The organism is Actinomadura sp. NPDC000600 (assembly GCF_040492135.1).
Taxonomy (GTDB): domain Bacteria; phylum Actinomycetota; class Actinomycetes; order Streptosporangiales; family Streptosporangiaceae; genus Spirillospora.
This window is the reverse complement of the sequence record NZ_JBEUPD010000010.1, coordinates 228,125-251,160: the sequence shown is the minus strand read 5'-3', so window position 1 is coordinate 251,160 and position 23,036 is coordinate 228,125. Positions and strand designations below refer to the sequence as shown.

24 protein-coding genes are annotated in these 23,036 nt (G+C 71.5%); 16 read left to right on the top strand and 8 right to left on the bottom strand.

Annotation, left to right across the window (positions count from 1 at the left end; all coding sequences use genetic code 11):
• From ABWI07_RS17660 to ABWI07_RS17645, 4 genes are all read left to right on the top strand, one after another.
• On the top strand, positions 1-794 hold a 794-nt coding region (locus ABWI07_RS17660), incomplete at its 5' end, for an RNA-guided endonuclease InsQ/TnpB family protein (RefSeq protein WP_353819146.1).
• A gap of 38 nt (positions 795-832) precedes the next feature.
• Positions 833-1,648, top strand: a complete 816-nt coding sequence (locus tag ABWI07_RS17655) for a helix-turn-helix domain-containing protein (RefSeq protein WP_353819145.1) — start codon at positions 833-835, stop codon at positions 1,646-1,648.
• Positions 1,645-1,824, top strand: a complete 180-nt coding sequence (locus ABWI07_RS17650; RefSeq protein WP_353819144.1) for a DUF397 domain-containing protein — start codon at positions 1,645-1,647, stop codon at positions 1,822-1,824. The genes ABWI07_RS17655 and ABWI07_RS17650 overlap by 4 nt, the downstream gene beginning before the upstream one ends.
• A 9-nt stretch (positions 1,825-1,833) precedes the next feature.
• Entirely contained in the window at positions 1,834-2,013 is a 180-nt protein-coding gene (locus ABWI07_RS17645) for a DUF397 domain-containing protein (protein ID WP_353819143.1), read from the top strand.
• A gap of 29 nt (positions 2,014-2,042) precedes the next feature.
• Here the strand turns inward: ABWI07_RS17645 and ABWI07_RS17640 are convergent, their stop codons facing one another.
• The 3 genes from ABWI07_RS17640 to tnpA all read right to left on the bottom strand — a co-directional run bounded on the left by ABWI07_RS17640 (position 2,043) and on the right by tnpA (position 4,332).
• Positions 2,043-2,735 carry a TetR/AcrR family transcriptional regulator gene (locus ABWI07_RS17640; RefSeq protein ID WP_353819142.1) on the bottom strand — a complete coding sequence of 231 codons (693 nt, stop codon included), beginning with the start codon at positions 2,733-2,735 and terminating at the stop codon, positions 2,043-2,045.
• Positions 2,732-3,634: an alpha/beta fold hydrolase gene (locus ABWI07_RS17635; RefSeq protein ID WP_353819141.1), complete on the bottom strand. Its 903-nt coding sequence runs from the start codon at positions 3,632-3,634 to the stop codon at positions 2,732-2,734. The genes ABWI07_RS17640 and ABWI07_RS17635 overlap by 4 nt, the downstream gene beginning before the upstream one ends.
• A 281-nt stretch (positions 3,635-3,915) precedes the next feature.
• A complete protein-coding gene (tnpA, locus tag ABWI07_RS17630; RefSeq protein ID WP_353819140.1) occupies positions 3,916-4,332 on the bottom strand; it encodes an IS200/IS605 family transposase in 417 nt (138 codons plus the stop codon).
• A gap of 22 nt (positions 4,333-4,354) precedes the next feature.
• Here tnpA and ABWI07_RS17625 point away from each other — a divergent pair, with 22 nt between their 5' ends.
• Positions 4,355-5,566: an RNA-guided endonuclease InsQ/TnpB family protein gene (locus ABWI07_RS17625; protein ID WP_353819139.1), complete on the top strand. Its 1,212-nt coding sequence runs from the start codon at positions 4,355-4,357 to the stop codon at positions 5,564-5,566.
• A gap of 186 nt (positions 5,567-5,752) precedes the next feature.
• On the opposite strand, the gene ABWI07_RS17620 is transcribed toward ABWI07_RS17625, so the two are convergent.
• On the bottom strand, positions 5,753-6,490 hold the full coding sequence (locus tag ABWI07_RS17620; protein ID WP_353819138.1) for a hypothetical protein: 738 nt from the start codon (positions 6,488-6,490) through the stop codon (positions 5,753-5,755).
• 253 nt (positions 6,491-6,743) lie between these two features.
• Between ABWI07_RS17620 and ABWI07_RS17615 the strand changes: the two genes are divergently transcribed.
• Positions 6,744-7,289, top strand: coding sequence for a hypothetical protein (locus tag ABWI07_RS17615; protein ID WP_149259730.1), 546 nt, complete (start codon positions 6,744-6,746; stop codon positions 7,287-7,289).
• An 87-nt stretch (positions 7,290-7,376) separates the two neighbouring features.
• Here ABWI07_RS17615 and ABWI07_RS17610 read toward each other — a convergent pair whose 3' ends face one another.
• Complete coding sequence (locus tag ABWI07_RS17610; protein WP_149259729.1) at positions 7,377-8,267, bottom strand: HAD family hydrolase; 891 nt, start codon at positions 8,265-8,267, stop codon at positions 7,377-7,379.
• A gap of 395 nt (positions 8,268-8,662) precedes the next feature.
• A complete protein-coding gene (locus ABWI07_RS17605) occupies positions 8,663-9,304 on the bottom strand; it encodes a sigma-70 family RNA polymerase sigma factor (RefSeq protein ID WP_149259728.1) in 642 nt (213 codons plus the stop codon).
• A gap of 134 nt (positions 9,305-9,438) precedes the next feature.
• Here ABWI07_RS17605 and ABWI07_RS17600 point away from each other — a divergent pair, with 134 nt between their 5' ends.
• The 9 genes from ABWI07_RS17600 to ABWI07_RS17560 all read left to right on the top strand — a co-directional run bounded on the left by ABWI07_RS17600 (position 9,439) and on the right by ABWI07_RS17560 (position 18,783).
• The gene (locus ABWI07_RS17600; RefSeq protein WP_353819137.1) at positions 9,439-10,767 is read left to right on the top strand and encodes a putative quinol monooxygenase; all 1,329 of its coding nucleotides are present in this window, start codon (positions 9,439-9,441) and stop codon (positions 10,765-10,767) included.
• A gap of 1 nt (position 10,768) precedes the next feature.
• Positions 10,769-11,026, top strand: coding sequence for a glutaredoxin family protein (locus ABWI07_RS17595; RefSeq protein WP_149259726.1), 258 nt, complete (start codon positions 10,769-10,771; stop codon positions 11,024-11,026).
• A 195-nt stretch (positions 11,027-11,221) separates the two neighbouring features.
• Positions 11,222-11,572, top strand: a complete 351-nt coding sequence (locus tag ABWI07_RS17590; RefSeq protein ID WP_149259725.1) for a hypothetical protein — start codon at positions 11,222-11,224, stop codon at positions 11,570-11,572.
• A 277-nt stretch (positions 11,573-11,849) separates the two neighbouring features.
• The gene (locus ABWI07_RS17585) at positions 11,850-12,590 is read left to right on the top strand and encodes a redox-sensing transcriptional repressor Rex (protein ID WP_149259724.1); all 741 of its coding nucleotides are present in this window, start codon (positions 11,850-11,852) and stop codon (positions 12,588-12,590) included.
• Between the two features lie 148 nt (positions 12,591-12,738).
• Positions 12,739-14,319 carry a glutamyl-tRNA reductase gene (locus ABWI07_RS17580; protein ID WP_353819136.1) on the top strand — a complete coding sequence of 527 codons (1,581 nt, stop codon included), beginning with the start codon at positions 12,739-12,741 and terminating at the stop codon, positions 14,317-14,319.
• Positions 14,316-15,236: a hydroxymethylbilane synthase gene (gene hemC / locus ABWI07_RS17575; RefSeq protein ID WP_149259723.1), complete on the top strand. Its 921-nt coding sequence runs from the start codon at positions 14,316-14,318 to the stop codon at positions 15,234-15,236. The genes ABWI07_RS17580 and hemC overlap by 4 nt, the downstream gene beginning before the upstream one ends.
• 206 nt (positions 15,237-15,442) lie before the next feature.
• On the top strand, positions 15,443-16,972 hold the full coding sequence (locus ABWI07_RS17570) for a bifunctional uroporphyrinogen-III C-methyltransferase/uroporphyrinogen-III synthase (protein ID WP_353819150.1): 1,530 nt from the start codon (positions 15,443-15,445) through the stop codon (positions 16,970-16,972).
• Between the two features lie 26 nt (positions 16,973-16,998).
• On the top strand, positions 16,999-17,982 hold the full coding sequence (hemB, locus tag ABWI07_RS17565; RefSeq protein ID WP_149259722.1) for a porphobilinogen synthase: 984 nt from the start codon (positions 16,999-17,001) through the stop codon (positions 17,980-17,982).
• Positions 17,983-18,132: 150 nt separating this feature from the next.
• Positions 18,133-18,783 carry a bifunctional DNA primase/polymerase gene (locus ABWI07_RS17560; RefSeq protein WP_353819135.1) on the top strand — a complete coding sequence of 217 codons (651 nt, stop codon included), beginning with the start codon at positions 18,133-18,135 and terminating at the stop codon, positions 18,781-18,783.
• A gap of 278 nt (positions 18,784-19,061) precedes the next feature.
• On the opposite strand, the gene ABWI07_RS17555 is transcribed toward ABWI07_RS17560, so the two are convergent.
• The gene (locus ABWI07_RS17555) at positions 19,062-20,759 is read right to left on the bottom strand and encodes a serine/threonine-protein kinase (protein ID WP_353819134.1); all 1,698 of its coding nucleotides are present in this window, start codon (positions 20,757-20,759) and stop codon (positions 19,062-19,064) included.
• Positions 20,760-20,847: 88 nt separating this feature from the next.
• Between ABWI07_RS17555 and hemL the strand changes: the two genes are divergently transcribed.
• Positions 20,848-22,146: a glutamate-1-semialdehyde 2,1-aminomutase gene (gene hemL, locus ABWI07_RS17550; RefSeq protein ID WP_149259719.1), complete on the top strand. Its 1,299-nt coding sequence runs from the start codon at positions 20,848-20,850 to the stop codon at positions 22,144-22,146.
• A gap of 12 nt (positions 22,147-22,158) precedes the next feature.
• On the opposite strand, the gene ABWI07_RS17545 is transcribed toward hemL, so the two are convergent.
• The gene (locus ABWI07_RS17545) at positions 22,159-23,031 is read right to left on the bottom strand and encodes a dihydrodipicolinate synthase family protein (protein WP_149259718.1); all 873 of its coding nucleotides are present in this window, start codon (positions 23,029-23,031) and stop codon (positions 22,159-22,161) included.
• Positions 23,032-23,036: the final 5 nt, after the last annotated feature.

Here is a 23,036-nt window from a genome sequence, read left to right as displayed (position 1 = left end):
TCGTGTGGTCCCGGCCGCTTCCTGAGGGTGCGTCGCCGTCCACGGTGACGGTGTCGCAGGACGCGGCTGGACGCTGGTTCGTGTCCCTGCTGTGCGAAGACCCGTCCGTCCAGCCGCTCCCGGCGACGGATGCCGCCGTGGGCGTAGATGTCGGGCTCGACCACCTGCTGACCTTGTCCACCGGGGAGAAGGTCTCCAACCCTCGGCACGAGCGGCGCGACCGCGCCCGCCTGGCCAAGGCGCAGCGGCGGCTCGCCCGCAAAGCCGAGGGCGAGGGAGCGAACCGGGCCAAGGCGCGCCGGAAGGTCGCCCGGGTCCATGCCCGCATCGCCGACCGCAGGCGCGATCACCTGCACAAGCTCACCACTCGACTCGTTCGTGAGAACCAAACGATCGTGATCGAGGATCTCGCCGTTGGGAACATGGTGAAGAACGGCGGCCTGGCCCGCGCCATCGCCGATGCGGCCTGGTCGCAGTTCCGGAGCATGCTGGAGTACAAGGCCCGGTGGTACGGCCGCGAAGTGATCGCGATCGACCGCTGGTTCCCCTCGTCCAAGCTGTGCTCGGTCTGCGGCGCCTTGGCCGACGAGATGCCGCTGAACGTCCGCGAGTGGACGTGTGACTGCGGGACGACCCATGACCGGGACGTCAACGCGGCGAAGAACATTCTGGCCGTCGGGCTGACGGCGTCTGTCTGTGGAGCCGGTGTAAGACCTCAACGGAGTACTCCGGGCGGGCAGTCGGCGATGAAGCAGAAACCCCAGCGGGTGACCGCTGGAATCCCCCGCCTTTAGGCGGGGGAGGAAGTCAAGGCTGGTCATAGGAGACCGAAATGCCGCAGCCCCCGAAGCGCCTCACCCCGTCGAACAGCCCCCTCGACCTGTTCGGATCAGAAGTCCGCCGGTACCGCGTGCTCGCGGACCACAGCATCAAGCAGCTCGCGGACAAGATCCCCTACAGCGCGTCCTTCATCGGCGCCGTCGAACGCGCCGAATGCCACTGCGAACGGAACTTCGCCGAACACTGCGACGCCGTCCTCGACACCAAGCAGGCCCTGTCCCACCTCCACGACGGCCTGTTCGGCGACAAGAAGGACGGCTTCCCCGAGTGGTTTCGCAAGTGGCCAGAGGTTGAAGAGGACGCTGGAGCCCTTAAGGTCTACGAGCCCATAGTCATCTACGGACTGCTCCAGAGAGAAGACTATGCGAGCACCCTCCTGTTCGGTGACCGCGAAGCGGTCGACGCTCGACTGGCTCGCCAGTCCATTCTCACTCGTACGAGCCCTTTGCCGCCGCGTCTGATCTACATCCTCCCGGAGACGGTTCTCTGGAATGATGTCGGCGGACCGGCCGTGATGCGGCCCCAGCTTGAGCGCCTCGTGGAGGCTGTCGGCCCTCGATTGAGTATCCAAGTCGTTCCCAACGGAGCGCGGCACCCTGGTAACGAGGGGACCTTCACAGTCGCCACCCGCCCAGGGGGTGAGGAAATAGCCTTCGCAGAGACCGCACTACGTGGGATCATGATTGAGGAGCGCAAGGACATCTCCAGACTCAAAGACAGGTTCGACGCGATCAGCACGCAAGCCCTCCCGGTCGGAATGAGCGTCGACCTGATCAGGCGGACCCTCGACGAGAAGTGGCGATCATGAGAAGTGATCTTGTGTGGCGTAAGTCGAGCCGTAGCGGCAGCTCCGGTGGCCAATGCGTTGAGTTGGCCGGAGCGAAAGACGGTGTGGCCATTCGGGACTCGAAGGACCCGAACGGTCCGATGCTTCTTGTCCTGCCGACCGTGTTGCGCGAGGCGATCCGGCTCGCCACGGAGTGAGGACGCGCGATGCGGGACCTGATCTGGCGTAAGTCGAGCCGTAGCAGCAGTGATGGTGACCAGTGCGTCGAGGTTGCCCACGTGGAGCACGGAGTTGCCATTCGGGACTCGAAGGAGCCGGAGGGGCCGTTTCTGGTCGTTCCGCGTGCCGCCCTGCGTGCGGCGCTTCGCGGCCTGACCGATCGCTAGCTCGGCGGACGGCTCGTCCCCCGGCCGATTCAACGATCCGTCGGCGGCGGACCGGCCGGGGAGTCCGACTGGCGGGTGAGCCGGGCGAAGCTGTCGAGCATCGCGGTGAGGCCGAGGTCGAAGTGGTCGTCGGGGTAGGCGTCGTCGGCGCTCTTGGCGAGAAGGTTGTAGTCCGGTGCGTCCGGCGGCGGTTTCCTGCTGCGCCGCTCGCCGCCGAGCCGGAGCACGGCGAGGGTGAGCGCGTGACCGACGGTGAATTCCCGCAGGCAGCGCAGGACCCGCAGGGCGGTGCCCGGGGTGAATCCGGACGCGGTCATGAGCTCGATCATGCGGTTGCCGGTGTCGATGGCCGCTGGTGAGCGGACCGGGCGGGTGGCGAAGATGGTGACCGCGTGCGGGTGGGCGAGCAGGGTGTCCCGCATGCGGCGGGCGTACTGCTCGGCCAGTTCCCGCCAGGCCCCTTGCCAGGGCAGGGTGTCCACGTCGAGCTCGCCGAACAGCGTCTCGGCGATGCCGTCGAAGAGCGCCTCCTGGTCGGTGAAGTACCGGTAGACGGCCATCGGGTCCACGCCGAGTTCGGCCCCGAGTTTGCGCATGGAGAACTTGTCCCGGCCGATGTCGTCCACGAGGGCCAGGGCCATGGCGGCGATGTACTCGCGGCTCAGCGTCGGCCTCATCGGCGCCGCCGGCCGCGACCGGCGGGCTTCGTCGTCTTTCGTCATGGGTGTAGCTGGTCCAGGATCTCGGTCAACCGGTGTGCGAACGCCTGCGGGTGTTGCTGGTATGCCGTGTGTCCTCCGGGAAATTCCACGCAGGGTATGCCGAGTGTCTCACCGAGGACGTGAGCAGGGCGGTGGTAGAGACGGCCGACGCTGTCCTGGCCGGTGGCCGGCCGCCACGGCACCGAGACCGAGCGCAGTGCCGCCAGGTCCGGTTCGTATTCGTAACAGAACGCGGGCAACTCGCGGCGGAAGAGGATGCCGGCGTTGCCGAGCAGGCGTTGCGTCCCGCCGGGCTCGCGTCCGGTCACCCGCCGCGACATCCGGCCGAGGGCCAGTAGGACCCGCATCATCGCCGCCAGCGCGACACGGCCGGGGCGAGTCTGGAGAGACCGGGGCGGCTTGGGCATCGTCATGGCCGCGAAGGCGGTGAACGCTCGCAACGGCCCCTCCGTGTCAGCGATCCGGCGCAGCTCGTCCAACTGCCGCTGTTCGGGCCCGCCGGGGAGGACCTGAACCAGCGGCGGCTCGTGGACCACAGCGCCGAGCAGGCGGCTCTCATGCGCGGCGAGCAATTCCAGGGTGATGATCGCGCTGCCGCTGCTGCCGAAGACGAAGGCGCGGTCGATCCCGTGGTGGTCCAGCACGGCGACGACGTCGGCCGCCTGCTCCGCGACCCCGACGGGGCTGGACGCGTCGTCGAGAGGGCTGCGGGAGTTCCCCCGCCGGTCGAACGTGATCACGGTGAACCGTTCCGCCAGCGGCCGGACGACATCGCCGTACATCGCCGCGTCGCCGCCGCCTCCGGGGACGAGCACCAGCGCGGGCCCCTGCCCCGTCCTTTCCGTGTACAGCCTGGCACCGGGACTCCGAACCAGATCCGCGGCTCCTGCAGATGCCACGCCACCTCCATACGGCTCACTCCTGGACTACAGTGTAGTTGCTGTCTACAGTGTAGACGTCCTCATGACCTGGAGGACTCCTCGTGACAATGTCCGCTTCGATGCCGCTGCCCGCGCGTACCCGGGTCCTGTTGCTCGCCGGCCTCGGCCCGGCGCTGTACATCGCCGTGTTGCTGCTCGACAGCATCACGCGCCCCGGCTACCGATGTGCGGGTCAGTGCTCCGGCCTTCGGGGCGTGGGTGAAGGCCGGCGCGGGTGGGGCGCCAGGCCCGAGGGTGTTCTAACCCGGCTGGTTCTGCTGCTGGATGTAGTGCCGCAGCGCGGTGAGGGACGCGCCGCCCATGCTCCCGGCGAAGTAGGACGCCGACCACAGCTTGTTCGCCCGGTGGTAGTGGCGGGCCAGTTCGGGGAACTCCTGGCGCATCCTTCGGGAGGACACGCCCTTGAGCGAGTTGACCAGTTTGGACACCGCGACCTTGGGTGGGAAGTGCACCAGCAGGTGCACATGGTCGGCCTCGCCGTTGAACTCGGCCAGTTCGGTGTCGAAGTCGGTGCACACGTCTCGCATGATCTGCTCCATGCGCTCCAGTTGGGTTCGCGTGAACACCGGATGCCGGAACTTGGTCACGAAGACCAAGTGCGCGTGCAGCATGAAAACGCAGTGTCTGCCGGTCCTTATATCGCTGTGCTCTGCCATAGACCAATAGTAGGATCAGGGTGTGCGGCTGAGGTATCAGTTCCGGCTCCACCCGACCCCCGGCCAGCAGGAATTGCTGGCGCGGGCGTTCGGGTGCGCGCGGGTGGTGTACAACGACGCCCTGCGCGCACGGGAGGAGGCGCACGCGGCCGGGCTGGCGCACCCCTCGGACGGGGAGTTGTCCAGGCGGGTCATCACCGAAGCGAAGAAGACCCCCGAGCGGGCATGGCTCGGGGAGGTCTCGGCCGTGGTGCTCCAGCAGGCGCTGGCGGACCTGAGCACCGCCTACCGGAACTTCTTCGCGTCGGTGTCGGGGAAGCGGAACGGCCGCAGGGTCGCGGCGCCCCGGTTCCGGTCGCGCAAGGACGGGCGGCAGGCGATCCGCTTCACTCGCAACGCCCGTTTCACGGTCACGGCGGGCGGGAGGTTGCGCCTGCCGAAGATCGGGGACGTGCGGGTGCGGTGGTCGCGTCCGCTGCCGTCCGAGCCGTCGAGCGTGACGGTGATCCGGGACGCGGCTGGGCGGTACTTCGCGTCGTTCGTGGTCGAGACCGCGGACGAGCCACTGCCGGACGTGGCGGCCGAGGTCGGGATCGATCTGGGGTTGACGTATTTCGCGGTGACCTCCGACGGCCGGAAGATCACCAGCCCGAGGTTCCTGCGCCGCGCCCAACGACGGCTCCGCAAAGCCCAGCAGGCCCTGTCCCGCAAGCAGAAGGGCTCAGCGAACCGGCGCAAGGCCGCCGCGAAGGTCGCGCGCCTGCACGCGCGGGTGGCCGATGCGCGGCGGGATCATCACCACAAGCTCTCCACCCAGTTGATCCGCGACAACCAAGCGGTCTACGTGGAAGACCTCGCGGTGAACGGTCTCGCCCGCACCCGCCTCGCCAAGTCGGTGAACGACGCGGGCTGGTCCCAGTTCCTCGCCATGCTCCAGTACAAGGCCGAACGGTACGGCCGCACCTTCACGAAAGTGGACCGCTGGTTCCCCTCCTCCAAACTATGCGGGGCATGCGGGAGCCTGGCCGAGTCGATGCCGCTGAACGTCCGCACGTGGACGTGCGCGTGCGGCGCGGTCCACGACCGCGATGTCAACGCCGCCAACAACATCCTGGCCGCCGGACGGGCGGACAGGCTAAACGCCTGCGGAGGGACCGTAAGACCTCCCGTCCAGGGAGGCAGGACCCGGCGAAACAGGAAGCCGCAGAAGTGCCGCACACTCGGCACAGGCTGAATGCCCGGCCTTCAAGCCGGGGAGCGCGTCAATTCAGCGTGCTCGCCACCGGCGGCCGGCCTGCTCCGGTGAGGCCCGGGTTGAGTTGGCCGGGCCGGCAGGTGGCGTGGCGATGGGAGACGAGAAGGAGCCGGAGGGGCCGGTCCCGCTCGTTCCTCGTGCTGCGCTTCGCGGCCTGACCGATCGCTAGTAGGGGAGGTCGTGCGCGTCCGGGCCGTCGATGTACCGGGCGAGCCATGGCGGCACGCCAGGGCGCGGATACGTCTGCAGGTCGTTGAGGTAATGATCGGGCGCCAGCAACTGGTCGTGGGGGAAGGGGCCCTCGCCGTGGTCGTAGTTCACGGTCGTCTCACCGAAGCTCGTGACGGTGAGCAGCAGCCGCCACCACGGCCCGGCGGGCATCTCCGCAGCGGCGAGCCGCTGGCGCCGGACGAGCGCGGCGACCGACTCCGGCACCGGCGCGACGACCGACCGCTGGTAGGACGAGAAGCGCAGGTGGGAGATCTCGGCGGAGACCGTGAAGGCGAACTCCGCCCGCAGCCACTCCCAGTCGGGCGGCCCGAGCTGGGCCAACGCCCGCACGATCGGCTCGATCAGCCGGTTCGGCTCCGCGGCGCTCGCGTCCTCGGCTGCGGAGCCGACGACCGTGATGCCGCTGACGGCCGGTTCGTCGTCACCGTCATGCTCCAGCCACCGGGCGAATTCGGCCATGTACTCGTCGGCGTCCAACCCGGCGCGCGGCGGCCGGGCGGTGGGCTCCTGCGCGGTGAGGGTGCGCTCCTGCGCGGTGAAGCGGTCCTGCGCGACGTGCGGGGGGACGGACGACGAGACCTCCTCGACGCGGCCGGAGTCGCCGACCAGGAACACCGACCGCCCCACCGGCATGTCGAGGAACGCCATCGGGTCGCTCTCGTCGACGTCCACCGGCGCGTACACACTCCAACCGGCCTCGAAACGGTCCGCCGCCAATCCCGCCGTGGGGTAGTCCAGGCCGCGAGACCGAATCCATTTCACTACTAGGGAAATCGCTTCCGCCGCGTCCATCCGTCTGGCCTCCCGCGCGTTATCGCCGGTCACTATACGGGGGTGGACGAGGAGCGGGAGCGGTTCAGCCGGACGGTTCGCTTCACGGCGCGGTCCTCTTCTTGAGGGGTTGGCGAAGTGCCATCCTGAACCGATGGAGGTCGTCTTCGCCGAGAAGCACATCCGCTTCCTGTACTACGACTTCCGCGGTGCCACCGTCCACCCCACCGGAATGGTCACCCCCGCGCAGATCCGCGACGCCGACTGGAAGGCCATCAGACCCGAGATCCGGACGACTCTCGGCGAGACCCTGTTCCTGCCCAGCGCGCAACGGTCGGAGCTTGAGCGGTTCTGTGTCCGCAATGGCGTCGCCCGCAGGTCCCGCTTCGATGCTTGGGCAGACCTCCTCGAACCCTTCCTCGACACCCGCTTCGACCCCGAAGACGAACGCGCCACCCTCACCCGTCTGCGCGAGGCCGGGTTCCTCTCACGGGAGGTCGCTGAAATCCGTCGGCGCCTCACTCCGCTGATGCACGCCTACAATTTCGACGCCATGGTCTGGGAATGGGCCCATCTCGGCCTGTGCGACCTTCTCAACGCCGCCAACGCCCCGGTCATCCCCCCTGGCATCCAGAACGAACTGGGCGAACCCGCGGCCTTCTATGCCTGGACCATGATGATCGCCGACCGCTTTCGCTGACGCCTGCCCATGGCACGCGACCCGCGACAGCGAGGTCGGCTCCACGGGGCAGGCATTGCGCGCCCGGCAGCCGCGAATGGTCTCGTTTCAGCTTGTGCGGTAGTGGCGGCGGAGGGCTATGCCCGCCGCGACGCCGCCCGCGAGGGCGCCGGCGCCTGCGGCGGCGGGGAGGGCGACCATCGTGACCTTGCGGCCGGTGCGGAAGTCGTGGATCGGCCAGCCGTGGTCGCGGGCGTGGGCGCGCAGCTCCGCGTCCGGGTTGACGGCGTGCGGGTGGCCGACGGCGGTCAGCATCGGCAGGTCGTTGATCGAGTCGCTGTAGGCCGAGCAGCGCGCGAGGTCGAGCCCCTCGCGCTGCGCCAGGGCCCGGACGGCCTCCGCCTTCGCCGGCCCGTGCAGCAGGTTCCCGACGAGCCGGCCGGTGTAGACGCCCTCGCGGGTCTCGGCGACCGTGCCGAGGGCGCCGGTGAGGCCGAGCCGGTGCGCGATCGTGCGGGCGACCTCGACGGGCGTGGCGGTGACGAGCCACACCTGCTGGCCCGAGTCGAGGTGCTGGAGTGCGAGGGTGCGGGTGCCGTGCCAGATGCGGTCGGCCATCACCTCGTCGTAGATCTCCTCGCTCAGCTTGACGATCGCGCTGACCTTCTGCCCGGCGACGAACGCGAGCGCGGCCTCCTTGGCGCTGCCGATGTGCTCGGAGTTCTCGCTGCCGCGCAGGCGGAACGCCGCCTGCCCCCAGGCGAACATGGCGAGGTCGCGCATGGTGAAGAGCTTGCGGGCGGCGAGACCGCGCGCGAAGTAGTAGATCGACGCGCCGCGCATCATCGTGTTGTCGACGTCGAAGAACGCCGCGGCGGCGGGGTCGGGCGCGGGGAGCGGGGCGGGCTCGGCCGCCGCGGCGGCGGCCACCTGCCCCGCGCTCTTGTGGTCCTCGTCCCTGCCGCGCCCCCAGAACGGAGGCTGCCAGAATCGCCGCATGAGGCGAAGCCTAGTCAACCGCCTCCCCGTGCCCCTCCCTCCGGTCGCGATTGCGACAGTCCTCACCCCTGTCGCTCGCGGCCGCCATCAACCGCTCGCGCAGCACGGCGCGGAACCGCGGGTCGGGACCCGCGGCGCTCTCCCGCAACCGGGCCAGCGCGTTCCCCTGCTCTGCGATCTTTCCTCGCCTCGTCAACACCGAGCTCTCACTCGCCGCTCCCTTGCGGACGTCAGGCGCGAACGCGCTCCTGACCGCTTGAACGATCGGACGGTGGGCCGGGTTACGGCCCAGTAGTTCATTAATAAACCATCCAGTCGGCCCGCAATGGCGGTTCAAGCGACGGATCAGGTCGGCCCCGGCGGGTCGGCGCGGCGGATCAGCGCCGCGGGCGGGGTCATCCGCGCAGGTCGTCCGGGAGCATGCGGGCCAGCGACCGGACCGCGCGGTACTGCAGCGCCTTGATCGCGCCCGGCTTCTTGTCCATGATCAGCGCGGTCTCGGCGACCGACAGCCCGTGCAGGAAGCGCAGCACGACGCACTCCTGCTGCTCGGAGTTCAGCCGCCGGACGGCCCGCAGCAGGGTCCGGTTGGTCATCGCGTCCAGGACGGCCCGCTCCGGCCCCTCCTGCGGGCGGTCCGGCTCGATCAGCTCGGCGGTGCAGACCTCCAGCCGGTAGCGGCCGGACTTGAAGTGGTCGGCGACCAGGTTGCGGGCGATCGTGACCAGCCAGGCCCCGAAGTCCTTGCCCTGCCAGTGGAAGTCGCAGATGCGGCGGAGCGCCCGCAGGAATGTCTCGCTGGTGATGTCCTCGGCGAGCGCGTGCGTCCCGACCCGGTAGTAGACGTACCGGTAGACGAGTTCCACGTAGTGGTCGTAGAGGGAGCCGAACGCCTCGGCGTCGCCGTCCCGCGCCCGCAGCACCAGCGCCTTGAGGACCTCGGCCCTGTCGGACGAGCGGTCGGCGGGACGCGTCAGGGAGCCGCGGGAATGCCGGGGAAGCGGGATGACCCCGGCATCGAGGGTCAAGCTGCTCATGCAGTTCTCCTCGGGGCGTACGCGACCTCCGGCGTGAAGTGCCACTCTAGATACCGAAAGGTACGCGAGGCAATGGTGCGTTCCTTGCCCGCGGTTACCCGTCAACCCCGCGCATCGGGCACCATGGGGGCGCGATGGTCGATGCTCTTCTCGCGTTGCTGGCGACCCTTGGTGCCCTGGCGGCCACCGGGTTGCTGGTTCAGCGCGCCTACAAGGACCGGCTGCTCTATCTGATCGCCTGGTCGTTCACGCAGGTCGGGCTGACGCTCGCGCTGCTGTCCATGAGCCTCGGCTTCATGATGGGCTTCAACGGCGTGCTGTTCCGCGTCATGGAGCTCGGCGCGGCGCTGATCGGGCCGGTCTGGCTCGCGCTCGGCATGATCGAGCTGATCGCCCGGTACGTGCAGGTCCGGTTCGGCGCCTGGTTGTTCACGATCTCCTACACGGTCGTCGCGATCGTCATCCTGATCCTGGACCCGCTGAAGGGCTCGCTCGGCAAGAGCCTGCCGAAGCCCGGCGCCACCTACGACGCGCTGCCGCTGCTGCTGATCGACGGCGGGCACGTCGTCGCCGTGCTCGCGCTCGCGGGGTGCACCGGCGTGACCGCGTGGCTGGCCAGCAAGCGCGACCAGGAGGCGGCGGAGCTGCTCATCCCGGTGGCGCTGGTCGCCCTGGCGGGCGTGCTGGTGGTCAGCGGCACCCGCGGGTTCCTGCCCGCGCCGCTCGCGCTGATCGCGCTCGGCGCCGCCGCGGGCCTCGTCTGGTACGGGTCGATGCGCACGATCCCCGTCTACGACGAGGACGCTGACGGCTACGACGAGTACGGCGACGAGCCCGCCACCGGCTACGAGGAGCAGGGCTACCCCCGGCGCGCCAAGGCCGAGCCCGTCCCGGCGCCCACCCCGCCCCCGGACCCCCGGCGCGGCGAGCTGCGCTTCCCGGAGCCCGCGTCCGAGGAGCTGCGCTACCCCGAGAACACCAGCATCCCCGAGAACACCGGCGTCCCGGAGCGGTCCATGTACCCCGACAACCCGGCCGGGCCCACGGCGATCGACGGTCCGCTCGGCGGTCCGCTCGACCGCTCCCCGCTCGCCGGCCTGGCCAAGCCGGGCGCGCTCGGCGGCGAGCTGGCCAACGCCTGCGGCCAGATCACCGTCTACACGCTGCTGGACGGGCGCGAGGACGCCTTCGACCGGCTCGCCGCCGACCTCGTGAAGGCCGCGCTGGCGACCGAGCCCGACACGCTGGTCTTCGCCTGCCATGAGGTGGTCGGCGGCCCCACGCAGCGGATCTTCTACCAGCTGTTCCGGGACGAGTCCGCGTTCGCCGCGCACCGCCGGCAGCCGCACCTGCAGCGCTTCCTCGCCGAGTCGCGCACCCACGTGATCGCCACGAACGTGATCGAACTGAAGCTCGGCCCGGCCAAGGTGCCGCTCCCGGCGCCGGAGTTCCCCGGAAGGTGACATGCCGCGCGAGATCATGATCACGCTGCTCGGCAAGCCGGGCTGCCACCTGTGCGAGGACGCCCGCGCGGTGATCGAGCGCGTCGCCCGCGACCTCGGCGTGCCGTGGGAGGAGCGCGACATCACCCAGTCGGAGCAGGACACCGAGCAGTACTGGGAGCAGATCCCCGTCACGCTGGTCAACGGCGTCCAGCACGACTTCTGGCGCGTCGACGAGAACCGGCTCCGCAAGGCGATCGAGGACCTCCGCCAGCGCTAGCCCGGCAGCGCCGCGACCTGGGTTTCGGTCCGGCGGCAAGAGGGAGTGGTACGGCAGGAGCGCCCCTCCGTGATTAGTGCCGCAGGGCCATTGTTCTCCCGCGTTGAGGGTGCCAGGGCACCTTGTGAGCCGTTCGCCCGATCGAAGATCGTTTGAAGGTACGGCCGTTCACCCGAACCGCGAAGAGGAGCTCCCATGTCCTTCAAGATGCGCACGCTGGGCGTCGGCGTCGCCGCCGCGGCCGCCTTCGTTCCTTTCGCCGCGACCGCCGCGCAGGCCGCTCCGGTCACCGCCCAGCGGGCCTGCACCTATGACGTCTGCATGTACACCAAGACGAACTTCAAGGGCTCGTGGAAGGGCTACAACCACTACAGGAACAAATGCGTCTCCTACGACAAGGCCTTCAAGATGAAGTCCTTCAAGATCAACAGCTCCGTGGGCACGACGTTCTGGTCCAAGAAGGGCTGCAAGGGCACCCCTTCCATGAGCTTCAGGGGCCACGCCAAGGTCAAGAACTACACGTTCACCTCGCGGTCGAGTCGCTGACCGCCTGACGACGGCGCCCCGTGGAGCAGCGGCCCACGGGGCGCCGTCGCGTCGTGCGTCCGGCCGGCGCCCGGCGGTTGCCCGCGCGGGCATGTCTGGTCGGTCACACCCCGCCGATCTCCGCTATCCCGGTCGTATGCTGAAAAGTCCCTGATGGACGGCTCTTCCGGGATGCCGCCCGGAACGCGCGCTCGCCGCGAAGCCGGGGGGCCGACTTTGTGCGCGTATTCACAAAGGCTTAACCTGGGGGACACACCGTCGAGCCGAAGAGCAGGCCGTGACACCTCGACAGAACCGCCACCGCGACCGCGCGGGCCGCGGCATCCCCGAAGCCACCGTGGCGCGGCTCCCGGTCTACCTGCGGGCCCTCACCGGGCTGCAGGATCGCGGCGTCGCCACCGTCTCCTCCGAGGAGCTCGCGGCCGCGGCCGGCGTCAACTCGGCCAAGCTCCGCAAGGACCTCTCCCACCTCGGCTCCTACGGGACCCGCGGCGTCGGCTACGAGGTCGAGTACCTCGTCTACCAGATCTCCCGCGAACTCGGCCTCACCCAGGACTGGGTGGTCGCGATCATCGGTGTCGGTAACCTTGGCCGGGCCCTGGCCGGCTACGGCGGTTTCGCGTCCCGCGGCTTCCGCGTGGCGGGCCTGCTCGACGCTGACGAGTCCATCGTCGGACAGGAGATCTCCGGCATGACGGTGCAGCACATCGACCGCCTGGAGGACATGATCGCCGAGCACGGCGTGTCCATCGCCGTGATCGCGACCCCGGCCGGCGCCGCCCAGGGCGTGTGCGACCGCGTGGTGGCGGCCGGCGTGACGAGCGTTCTGAACTTCGCCCCGGTGGTGCTGTCGGTGCCCGACGGGGTCGATGTGCGCAAGGTCGATCTTTCCATTGAGCTGCAGATCCTCGCGTTCCACGAGCAGCGCAAGGCGGGCGGGCCCGACGGCTTCGCCCCGCTGGCGGGCGGCGAACCGCCGACCGGCGCTGCACAGTACGTGGAAACGGTGGAAGCATGAGGGGGTCAGACCCGGGGGCGTGGAGGGTCGTCCCCCCGCAAGCGGCAGGCAGGAGCGGAGCGGAGCAAGGGGCGCCGGCAGGCGCCTCCTCACCAGGAGCTCGCACGGCGCGGGTGGGCGGAGACGCGGAAGACCCTGGAGACGGGAAATGAGCATTCTGGTCGTGGGCCTCAGCCACCGAAGCGCGCCCGTGGCGGTGCTGGAGCGGGCGGCGGTGGCCGGTGACGATCTCGTCAAACTGCTGCACGCCGTGCACGCGTCCGCGAACGTCGCCGAGGCCGCCATCGTCTCGACCTGCAACCGGGTCGAGATCTACGCGGTCGTGGAGAAGTTCCACGGCGGCGTCTCGGCGATCTCGGAGCTGCTGGCCCTGCACTCCGGCGTCCCGCTGGACGACCTGTCGCGGCACCTGTACGTCCACTACGAGGAGCGGGCCGTCCAGCACGTGTTCGCGGTGGCGTGCGGGCTGGAGTCGATGGTCGTCGGCGAGGGGCAGATCCTCGGGCAGATCCGGCAGGCGTTCCGGCTGGCCCAGGAGGAGGGCACGCTCGGCCGTGACCTGCACGACGTCCTGCAGCAGTCGCTGCGGGTGGGCAAGCGCGCGCACCACGAGACCGGGATCGACAAGGCCGGCGCTTCGCTGGTCAGCGTCGGCCTGGACGTCGCGGTCCGGCATCTCGGCCCGCTGGAGGACGTCCGGGCGCTGGTGGTCGGCGCCGGCTCGATGAGCTCGCTGGCCGCCGCCACGCTGAGCCGCGCGGGAGCGCGCGAGGTGGTGATCGCCAACCGGACCCCCGCGCGGGCGCAGCGCCTCGCGGAGTCGCTGGACGTCCCGTCCCGCGCGATCGGGCTGGCGGAGCTGGACGCGGCCCTCGCCGAGGCCGACCTCGTGGTGTCGTGCACCGGCGCCGCCGGCCTGGTGATCACTGCCGAGCAGCTCGCGGCGCAGGGGATCGGGGCCGACGGACGGCGCCGCTTCCTCCTCGACCTGGCGCTGCCCCACGACGTGGACCGCGCCGTCCGCGACCTGCCCGGCGTCGGGCTGGCGGGCCTGGACGACCTGCGCACCGCGCAGGAGGCGGCCGAGGCCATCGGCCCGGAGGCGGTCGAGGCCGCGCGGCGGATCGTGTGCGCCGAGGTCGAGGCGTTCCTCAGCGCCGCCCGCGCCGCCGCCGTCGCGCCGACCGTCGTCGCGCTGCGCAGCAAGGCCGCCGAGGTCGTGGAGGCCGAGCTGGCCCGGCTGAGCGGGCGGGTGCCCGAGATGGACGTCCGGGCCCGCAAGGAGATCGAGCAGACCGTGCGGCGCGTGGTGGACAAGCTGCTCCACGCGCCGACCGTCCGGGTCAAGGAGCTGGCGGCGGCGCCGGGCGGCGACTCCTACGCCGACGCGCTGCGCGAGCTGTTCGACCTGGACCCGAAGGCCCCCGAGGCGGTGGCGCGCGCGGACATCCGCGAGGCCGACGTCCCCGAGGCGGCCGTCCCCCGGCTCGACGGCCGGGACCCGAACCAGGAATGCGCCGAGGCCGACTGCGTCAGCCCGGCGTCCGCGCCGGGCCGGGACGCGCTGTCCGAGGCGGTGTCCGATGCCGTGTCCGAGGTCGTGGCCGACGCCGTGTCGGACGCGATGTCGGACGGCGTGAACGCCGAGACGGTTAACGCGCAGGCCGCGAGCGTGCGGGCGGTCAGCGCCCGGGACGCCGTCCCGGCGCACGAAGGAGACGAGACGTGAGTACGGGGAGCAGGGGCCCGCTTCGGCTGGGCACCCGGAAGAGCCTGATGGCGACGACCCAGTCGCAGGGCGTCGCCGACACGTTGTCCGAGCTCACGGGGCATGCCGTCGAGCTGGTCGGGGTAACGACGCAGGGTGATGTGTCCAAGGCCCTGCTCGCCCAGATCGGCGGGACGGGCGTGTTCGTCAACGCGCTCCGCGACAAGGTGCTGTCCGGCGAGGTGGACTTCGCGGTGCACTCGCTGAAGGACCTGCCGACGTCCGAGACGCCCGGGATCGTCCTCGCGGCCACCCCGGCCCGCGACGACCCGCGCGACGCCCTGTGCGGCCCCTCGAAACTCGCCGACCTGCCGCGCGGCGCTCGGATCGGCACCGGCTCGCCGCGCCGCGTCGCGCAGCTGCGCGCCCTCCGCCCGGACCTGGAGATCGTCCCGATCCGCGGCAACGCCGACACCCGGCTCCGCAAGGTCGGCGACGGCGAGCTCGACGCGGTGGTGCTCGCGCACGCGGGCCTCAAGCGGATCGGCCGGCTGGACGCGGTCGGCGAGGTCTTCGACCCGGACCAGATGCTGCCCGCCCCCGGGCAGGGCGCGCTCGCGCTCGAATGCCGCGCCGACCGCGACGACCTCCGCGAACTGCTTGGAACGGTCGACGACGCCGCGACCCGGCGCGCCGTCACCGCCGAGCGGACGGTCCTGGCGGTGCTGGAGGCGGGCTGCTCCGCGCCCGTGGGAACATACGCTGCCGAAGTAGATGAAAGGCTGCATCTGACGGCGACCGTCGCGGCATACGACGGCAGCAGGCAGGTGCGGCTGTCCGCAAGCGGCCACCCGGATGACGCCGAGCGGCTCGGACGCGACCTCGCGGCCCGGCTTCTCGCGCAGGGGGCCGACCAGTTGATGGGGGAGCGCGAGTGAGCCCCGCCGCGAAGAGCACCACGAAGAGCACGGCCGCGACGGACGCCGCGGCCGACGAGAGCGTGGTCGAGAACACCGCCGCCGACAAGACCGCCGCCGACAAGAACACGACCACCGGGAAGACCTCGACGACCGGCAAGACCGCGAAGAGCACGGCCTCCGCATCCGCCGCCCCGCACCGGACGGCCGGCCCGGGGACCGTCGCGATCGTCGGCATGGGGCCCGGCGACCCCGGCCTGCTGACCCTGCGCGCCGCCGCCGAGCTGGAGCGCGCCGACACCGTCGTCGTGAGCCGCGCGCACTGCCCGGCCGAGATCCTGACCCACTGCCGCCCGGACGCCGAGATCCTCGACACGGCCGACGGCGACCCGGTGAAGCTCGCCGCGCGGGCCGCCAAGGCGGGCCGCCGGGTCGTCCGGCTGTTCCGCGGCGACCCCGGGGTGGCCTGCAACTACGCCGCCGAGGGCGGTGCGCTGGCCAAGGCCGGCGTCCCGTTCGAAGTGGTGCCAGGCGTCTCCTCCGTGACGGCCGTGCCCGGGTACGCGGGCATCCCGCTGACCGACGCCGCCAACCGCGAGATCCGCGTCGTCGACGCCTCCGAGGGCGGGGTCGACTGGGAGCGGTTCGCCGCCCCGGACACCACCCTCGTCATCCTCGGGGCCGAGGGCGCGGTCGCCGAAGTCGCCAAGGGCCTGGTGGCGGCGGGACGTCCCGACTCCACCCCGGCCGCGATGACCAGCCTCGGCACCACCACCGAGCAGGAGACCGTCGTCTCGACGCTCGCCAGGCTCGCGCCCGACACCAAGGGCATGGAGACCCCCGGCCTGATCGTCGTCGGCGACGTGGTGAACTGGCGCGACAAGCTGTCCTGGTTCGAGACCAAGCCGCTGTTCGGCTGGCGGGTCCTCGTGCCGCGCACCAAGGAGCAGGCCGCGTCGCTGTCGGACCAGCTCCGCGGGTACGGGGCCGTCCCGGACGAGGTCCCGACGATCTCGGTCGAGCCGCCGCGCACCCCGCAGCAGATGGACCGGGCCGTGAAGGGCCTTGTCACCGGCCGCTACGAGTGGGTGGTGTTCACCTCCACGAACGCGGTGAAGGCGATCCGGGAGAAGTTCACCGACTACGGCCTCGACGCCCGCGCGTTCGCCGGCCTGAAGGTCGCCGCCGTCGGGGAGCAGACCGCCGCCGCGCTGGTCGAGTTCGGCGTCGTCCCCGACCTGACCCCGTCCGGCGAGCAGTCCGGCGAGGGCCTCGCCCGGGAGTGGCCGCCCTACGACGAGGACCTCGACCCCATCAACCGGGTCCTGCTGCCGCGCGCCGACATCGCCACCGACGTGCTCATCGCCAGGCTGACCGAGCTCGGCTGGGAGTGCGAGGACGTGACCGCCTACCGGACCGTCCGGGCCGCGCCGCCGCCCGCGCCGATCCGCGAGGCGATCAAGGGCGGCGGGTTCGACGCCGTGCTGTTCACCTCGTCCTCCACGGTGAAGAACCTGATCGGCATCGCCGGCAAGCCCCACAACGTGACCGTGATCGCGGTGATCGGCCCGCAGACGGCCAAGACGGCCGAGGAGTACGGGCTGCGGGTCGACGTCATGGCCGAGAAGCCGTCGGTGTCGGCCCTCGCGGAGGCGCTGGCGGAGTACGGTGCCAAGCGGAGGGCGGCCCAGATCGAGGCGGGGGACCCGCTCCGCAAGCCCAGCCAGATGCGCCGGGGCGCCCGGCGCCGGAAGTAGACCCGCACCCGGAAAACCGAGGGATCATGTCTGCACAGTTCCCCGTCGCCCGCCCGCGACGGCTGCGGCGCACGCCCGCGATGCGGCGGCTCGTCGCCGAGACCCGGCTCAGCCCCGCCGACCTGGTGCTGCCCGTCTTCGTCAAGGAGGGCATCTCCGAGCCGCAGCCGGTCGCGTCCATGCCGGGCGTCTTCCAGCACACCCGCGACAGCCTCCGCAAGGCCGCGCACGAGGCGGCCGAGGCCGGCGTCGGCGGCCTCATCCTGTTCGGCATCCCGGCCGAGAAGGACGGCACGGGCTCGGCCGCCGACGACCCGGACGGCATCGTCCAGCTCGCGCTGCGCGACCTGGCGTCCGACCTCGGCGACTCGACCGTGATCATGACCGACCTGTGCCTGGACGAGTACACCGACCACGGCCACTGCGGCATCCTCACCGAGTCCGGCGAGATCGACAACGACGCCACGCTGGAGCGGTACGCCTCGATCGCCGTGGCGCAGGCCGAGGCGGGCGCGGCGGTCGTCGGCCCGTCCGGGATGATGGACGGCCAGGTCGGCGCGATCCGCGAGGCCCTCGACGGCGCCGGACACTCCGACACCGCGATCCTCGGCTACTCGATCAAGTACGCCTCCGCCTACTACGGCCCGTTCCGGGAGGCGGCCGAGTGCGCCCCGCGGTTCGGCGACCGGTCCACCCACCAGCAGGACCCGGCCAACGCCGACGAGTCGCTCCGCGAGGTCTTCCTCGACCTCGACGAGGGCGCCGACATGGTCATGGTCAAGCCCGCCGGCGCCTACCTCGACATCGTGCGCCGCGTCCGCGACGCGGTCGACGTCCCGGTGGTCGCCTACCAGGTGAGCGGCGAGTACGCGATGATCGAGGCCGCCGCGGAGAAGGGCTGGATCGACCGCGAGCGCACGATCATGGAGTCGCTGCTGTCGATCCGCCGCGCCGGCGCCGACATCGCCCTCACCTACTGGGCCACCGAGGTCGCCCGCCGGCTGGCCTAGATCATCGTCTAGCCCATCCGTCCCTCCGGTCCCTCCGCCCTCTAGTCACTTAGGGTTGTTTTCCCGGGGTTGCCGTGTCCGGCGTTCACCCCGGCGGGCATCATCGTTAACCAGGAACCCACGTGCGACCTTGGGTAATGGGGGGCGGAGATGCTGGCGGTCTCGGGGAGCAAGAAGCAGCGGGCGGCGCGCGACCGGATGGCCGCGGCCGCGCGGGAGTACGCCGACCTGGGCTGGCCCTGCTTCCCCGGAGCCCATCCCCCGGCCGGCGGTGACCGGGCGTGTTCGTGCGACCGGATCGGCTGTCCCGACCCCGGCGCGCACCCGGTGTCGGCCGCCTGGGCGCACCAGGCCAGCGTGGACGCGGGCACGATCGAACGCTGGTGGGACGAGCGGCCGCAGGCGAACATCATCTTGCCGACGGGCCGGGTGTTCGACGTGTTCGACGTACCGGCCGCGGCCGGGACCATCGCCCTCGACCGGATCGAGCGGGAACACCTTCCCGTCGGTCCGGTCGCGTCGTTCGGGGGCGACCGGCACCTGTTCTTCGTCGCCACGCGCGGCGCGCCCGTCGACGAGGACGAGTGGTGGTCCTGCCACCTCGACTGCTCCCCGGAGGACGTCGCCGAGACGCCCGGGATGCGCTGGCACTGCCGTGACAGCTACGTCGTAGCGCCGCCGTCCATCCTGCCGCACGGGCGCGAGGCGGCCTGGCTGCGCCCACCGTCCCGCGACCCGCTCCCCGACCCCCTCCGCCTCCTGGAAGTCCTCTCAGACGCCTGCGAGGACGCCTTGCTTTAGCAGTCCCGGCCCACTTCGCTCGCCTGGCGGCTGTGTTAATGCAGTCCCGGCCCACTTCGCTCGCCTGGCGGCTCGCTACGTGACCGGGCCTGGGCGAACGCGGCATCGCTTCGCGATCTGCCCGGTTCCGCTCGCCTCCGGCTTCGCTCCACCGGCCAGGTCACGCGTTCGCGCGCGACCCTAGCCAGGCGGGCCCGGCCTTCAGCGGGTGCGGCTCTCCGCCGGGTGCGGCCCTTACGGGCTGCGGGCCGCTCCGGCGGGCGTTCGGCTCGGTCCGGTCAGTGGGGGGCCTTGATGGGGGGCTTGCGGGTCCAGCCGCTGAAGGAGCCGCGCTGCATCTCGTTGCGGCCCTTCTCGGGGCCGGCGCGCACCCAGAACTTCACGGGGCGGAAGTCGGCGTCGAGCTTGACGGCGAACGCGATCTGCTGCGCGCCCGTCGCCTGTGCCATCTGCGCGTACAGGGGGCCGACGCCGGGGGCCTCCGTCAGCTTCGCGGCAGGGGCCTCGCCCTCATAGATCGCTCCAGACTTGGAGAGCCTGGTCGCCGACCGCATCAGCGCCGTCAGGCTCGCGACCGAGCCGCCCATGCGCACCTGGTCGGCGACGGCCGGGTAGCCGCGCCCGCCGAGCGGCGACGGCCGCCACTTCTTGCCCGCGCGGACGTACAGCCGGTCCTGGACGATGACGGCCCGCACCGGCTTGCGGGACGCGCCCGCCCCCGCCAGCGTGAGGGTGTAGGACGGGTTCCCGCCCTGGACCACCATCGTCCCCTTGCCGGTGGCCGCGAAGCCGCAGCAGCCGGTCTGCCGGTAGCTGAACGCGGCGCCGGGCGTCTTGGCGACGGCCTGGTCGATGCGGGCGACGAGCGGCGCGGGGTCGACGCCGCCGACCGGCAGCGTCGGCTGCGGGCTGCTGCTCTGCGCGGGCGTCGGCTCGGGCGGCTCCTTGTCACCGCTCAGCGACGTGCCGCCCTTGAACAGGACCGCCGCGCCCGCCCCGGCGGCGACGACCACCACGGCGACGGCGACCACCCAGCGCGTCCGGGACCGGCCGCCCCCCTGTGCGCCCGCGACGACCGGGGTGCGGCCGCTGCTGCGGGACGGCTTCGGCTTCGGCGGCTCGGGCTGCTGCGCGGCCTGCGCGGCGAGCTCGGTGAGGCGGCCGCGGCCCTGCGCCTCCCAGGACGGCCCGTAAGCGGAGACGGCCGCGTCCTCCAGCGCGCCGAGGAAGTCGGCGGCCGACTTCGGGCGCTCCTCCGGCTCCTTGGCCAGGCCCTGGTGGATCAGGTCGCGCAGCGGCCCCGGCACCTCCTCGGCCGGGATCGGCGCCTCGCGGTGCTGGCGCGCCATGTTGCGGCCCGCGTACGGGGGCCGTCCGGTGAGGCACTCGTAGAAGATCGCGGTGGCGGCGTACAGGTCGGTGGCGACCGTGGCCGGCTCGCCGTCCCACAGTTCGGGCGCCGCGTACTGCGGGGCCTGCTGCGCCTCGGTGCCCGCGGGCGCCGTCGCGAAGTCGGTGAGCCGGGCGTTGCCCTCGCCGTCGACCAGGATGTTCGCCGGCCGCATCGCGCCGTGGACGAGGTCGTGCTCGTGCGCGACGGCGAGGCCGAGGAGCATCCCGCCCAGCATCGACAGCGCCGCGAGGGGGCCGCTCGGGCCCTGCGCGGCGATCATGCGCCGCAGGCTCACCCCCTCGACGTACTGCATCACGAGCGCGGCGCCGTCGGCGGTCTCCACGAAGTCGTAGAGGTCGACCACGTTCGGGTCTTCCAGCTGGGACAGGCCCCGTGCCGCCACGCGGAAGCGCGCGAGAAACGCCTCGTCGGCGCCGAGCGCCGTGTCGAGGTATTTGATCGCGACCCGCGTGCCGGTCATGTCGTCGACCGCCAGCACCACCCGGCCCGAGGCTCCGCCGCCCAGTTCGCGTTCGTGGGTGAAGCCCGGGACCGTCCAGCCGTTGACCACGGTAGAAGCCATCCCTCCGATGTCGTCACTTGGTGGAATATCGGCCCATACGCCGCCGGGTCAAGGCAAGTCGCCGAACTGCAACTGAGAGACTGCAACCGTGACTGACTTCGATCGCTCCCGGCAGTTGTTCGACCGTTCCGCCGCCGTTGTCCCCGGCGGCGTCAACTCTCCGGTCCGCGCCTTCGGCGCCGTTGGCGGAACGCCCCGTTTCATGGCGTCCGGGCGTGGTCCGTACCTTACCGACGTCGACGGCAATACCTATGTCGATCTGGTGTGTTCGTGGGGTCCGATGATCCTCGGGCACGCGCACCCGGCCGTCGTGGAGGCGGTGCGGGACGCGGCCGGGCGCGGGACGTCCTACGGCGCGCCCACGCAGGGCGAGGTGGAGCTCGCCGAGGAGATCGTCTCCCGCACCCCGGCCGAGAAGGTCCGGCTGGTCAACTCGGGGACCGAGGCGACGATGTCGGCGATCCGGCTGGCCCGCGGGTTCACCGGCCGCACCAAGATCATGAAGTTCGCGGGCTGCTACCACGGGCACGTGGACTCGCTGCTCGCCGCGGCGGGCTCCGGCGTCGCCACGTTCGGGCTCCCCGACACGCCGGGCGTGACCGGCGCGACCACCGCCGACACGCTGATCCTGCCCTACAACGACGTCGCGGCCGTGGAGACGGCCTTCCACGACCACGGCAACGACATCGCCTGCGTGATCACCGAGGCCGTGCCGTGCAACATGGGCGTGGTCCCGCCGCTGGCCGGGTTCAACGCGCTGCTGAAGCGGCTGTGCGAGCGGTACGGCGCGCTGCTGGTGCTCGACGAGGTGCTCACCGGGTTCCGGGCGTCGCGGTCCGGGTGGTTCGGGGTCGAGGGCGTCCCCGGCGACCTGATGACGTTCGGCAAGGTGATGGGCGGCGGGCTGCCCGCCGCCGCGTTCGGCGGGCGCGCCGACGTCATGGACCACCTCGCCCCGGCCGGGCCCGTCTACCAGGCCGGCACCCTGTCGGGGAACCCGCTCGCCACCGCCGCCGGGCTCGCCACGCTGCGGCACGCCACGGACGAGGTGTACGCCGCGATCGACCGCTCGGCGCGGATCGTGTCGACGGCCGCGTCCGAGGCGCTGGAGCGCGAGGGCGTCCCGCACACGCTGCAGAACGCGAGCAACCTCTTCTCGATCTTCTTCACGGACGGGGCGGTGGGCGACTTCGCCGCCGCGCAGCGGCAGGACTCCAAGGCCTACGCCGCCTTCTTCCACGCCGCGCTGGAGCGCGGCGTGTACCTGCCCCCGTCCGCGTACGAGGTGTGGTTCCTGTCGGCCGCGCACGACGACGAGGCGCTGGAACGCGTCCTGGAGGCCCTCCCGCACGCCGCCCGCGCCGCGGCCCGAGCGGCGGCTTCCTAGAACGGCGGCTTCCTAGAACGGCAGGGCGCGGAGCGCTCTCAGGGCGGCGACGACCGATTCGGGACGCGGTGCGTGCAGGGGTGCGCGCACCGCGGGGTCGTCGATCAGCCCCTCGTCGGCGAGGCAGGCCTTCAGGACGGCCGGGGACGGCTCGCTGAACAGCGCCTCCGCCATCGGGAGCAGGGCGTTGTGGAACGTCAGCGCCCGCGCCGCGTTCCCCTCCCGCGTGGCCCGCGCCATGGCGGCGTAGGCGGCCGGCGCGAGGCACGCGCAGGCGGCGACGCCGCCTGCCGCGCCGAGCTGGAGCATGGGATAGATGTAGGCGTCGTCCCCGGACAGGATCGCCTTGCCCGGGTTGGCCGCCAGCACGGCCAGGGTGTCCTGGTCGATCGCGCCCGCGCAGTGCTTCATGCCGACGACGCAGTCGAGCGCGAGGATCTCCAGAAGCGCGCCGGCGGACAGCGGCTTCGCCGTCCGGTACGGCACGTTGTAGGGGATCAGCGGGACGTCCACGGCAGCGCCGACGGCGGCGAAGTGGTCGATGACCCCCTCCTCCGACGGCCGCAGGTAGTACGGGACGACGACGAGCAGCGCGTCGGCGAGCGGGGCGCGTTCGCGGGCCTGCCGGATCGAGTCCTCGGTGCCCATCGTCCCGGCGCCCACCGTCAGGGGCGTCCCGTGCTCGATCGAGACGGCGCGGCACACCTCCAGCACCGTCCGCTGCTCGGCGGCGCTCAGCAGCGCGGCCTCGCCGGTGGTGCCCAGCGCCACCAGGCCGGCGGCGCCGTTCTCCAGGCAGTGGCGGGCGAGGCGTTCGAGGGACTTGGCGTCCACCTCGCCGGAGCGGGTGAACGGCGTGACGAGCGACGCGTGGATTCCGTGCATGGGTC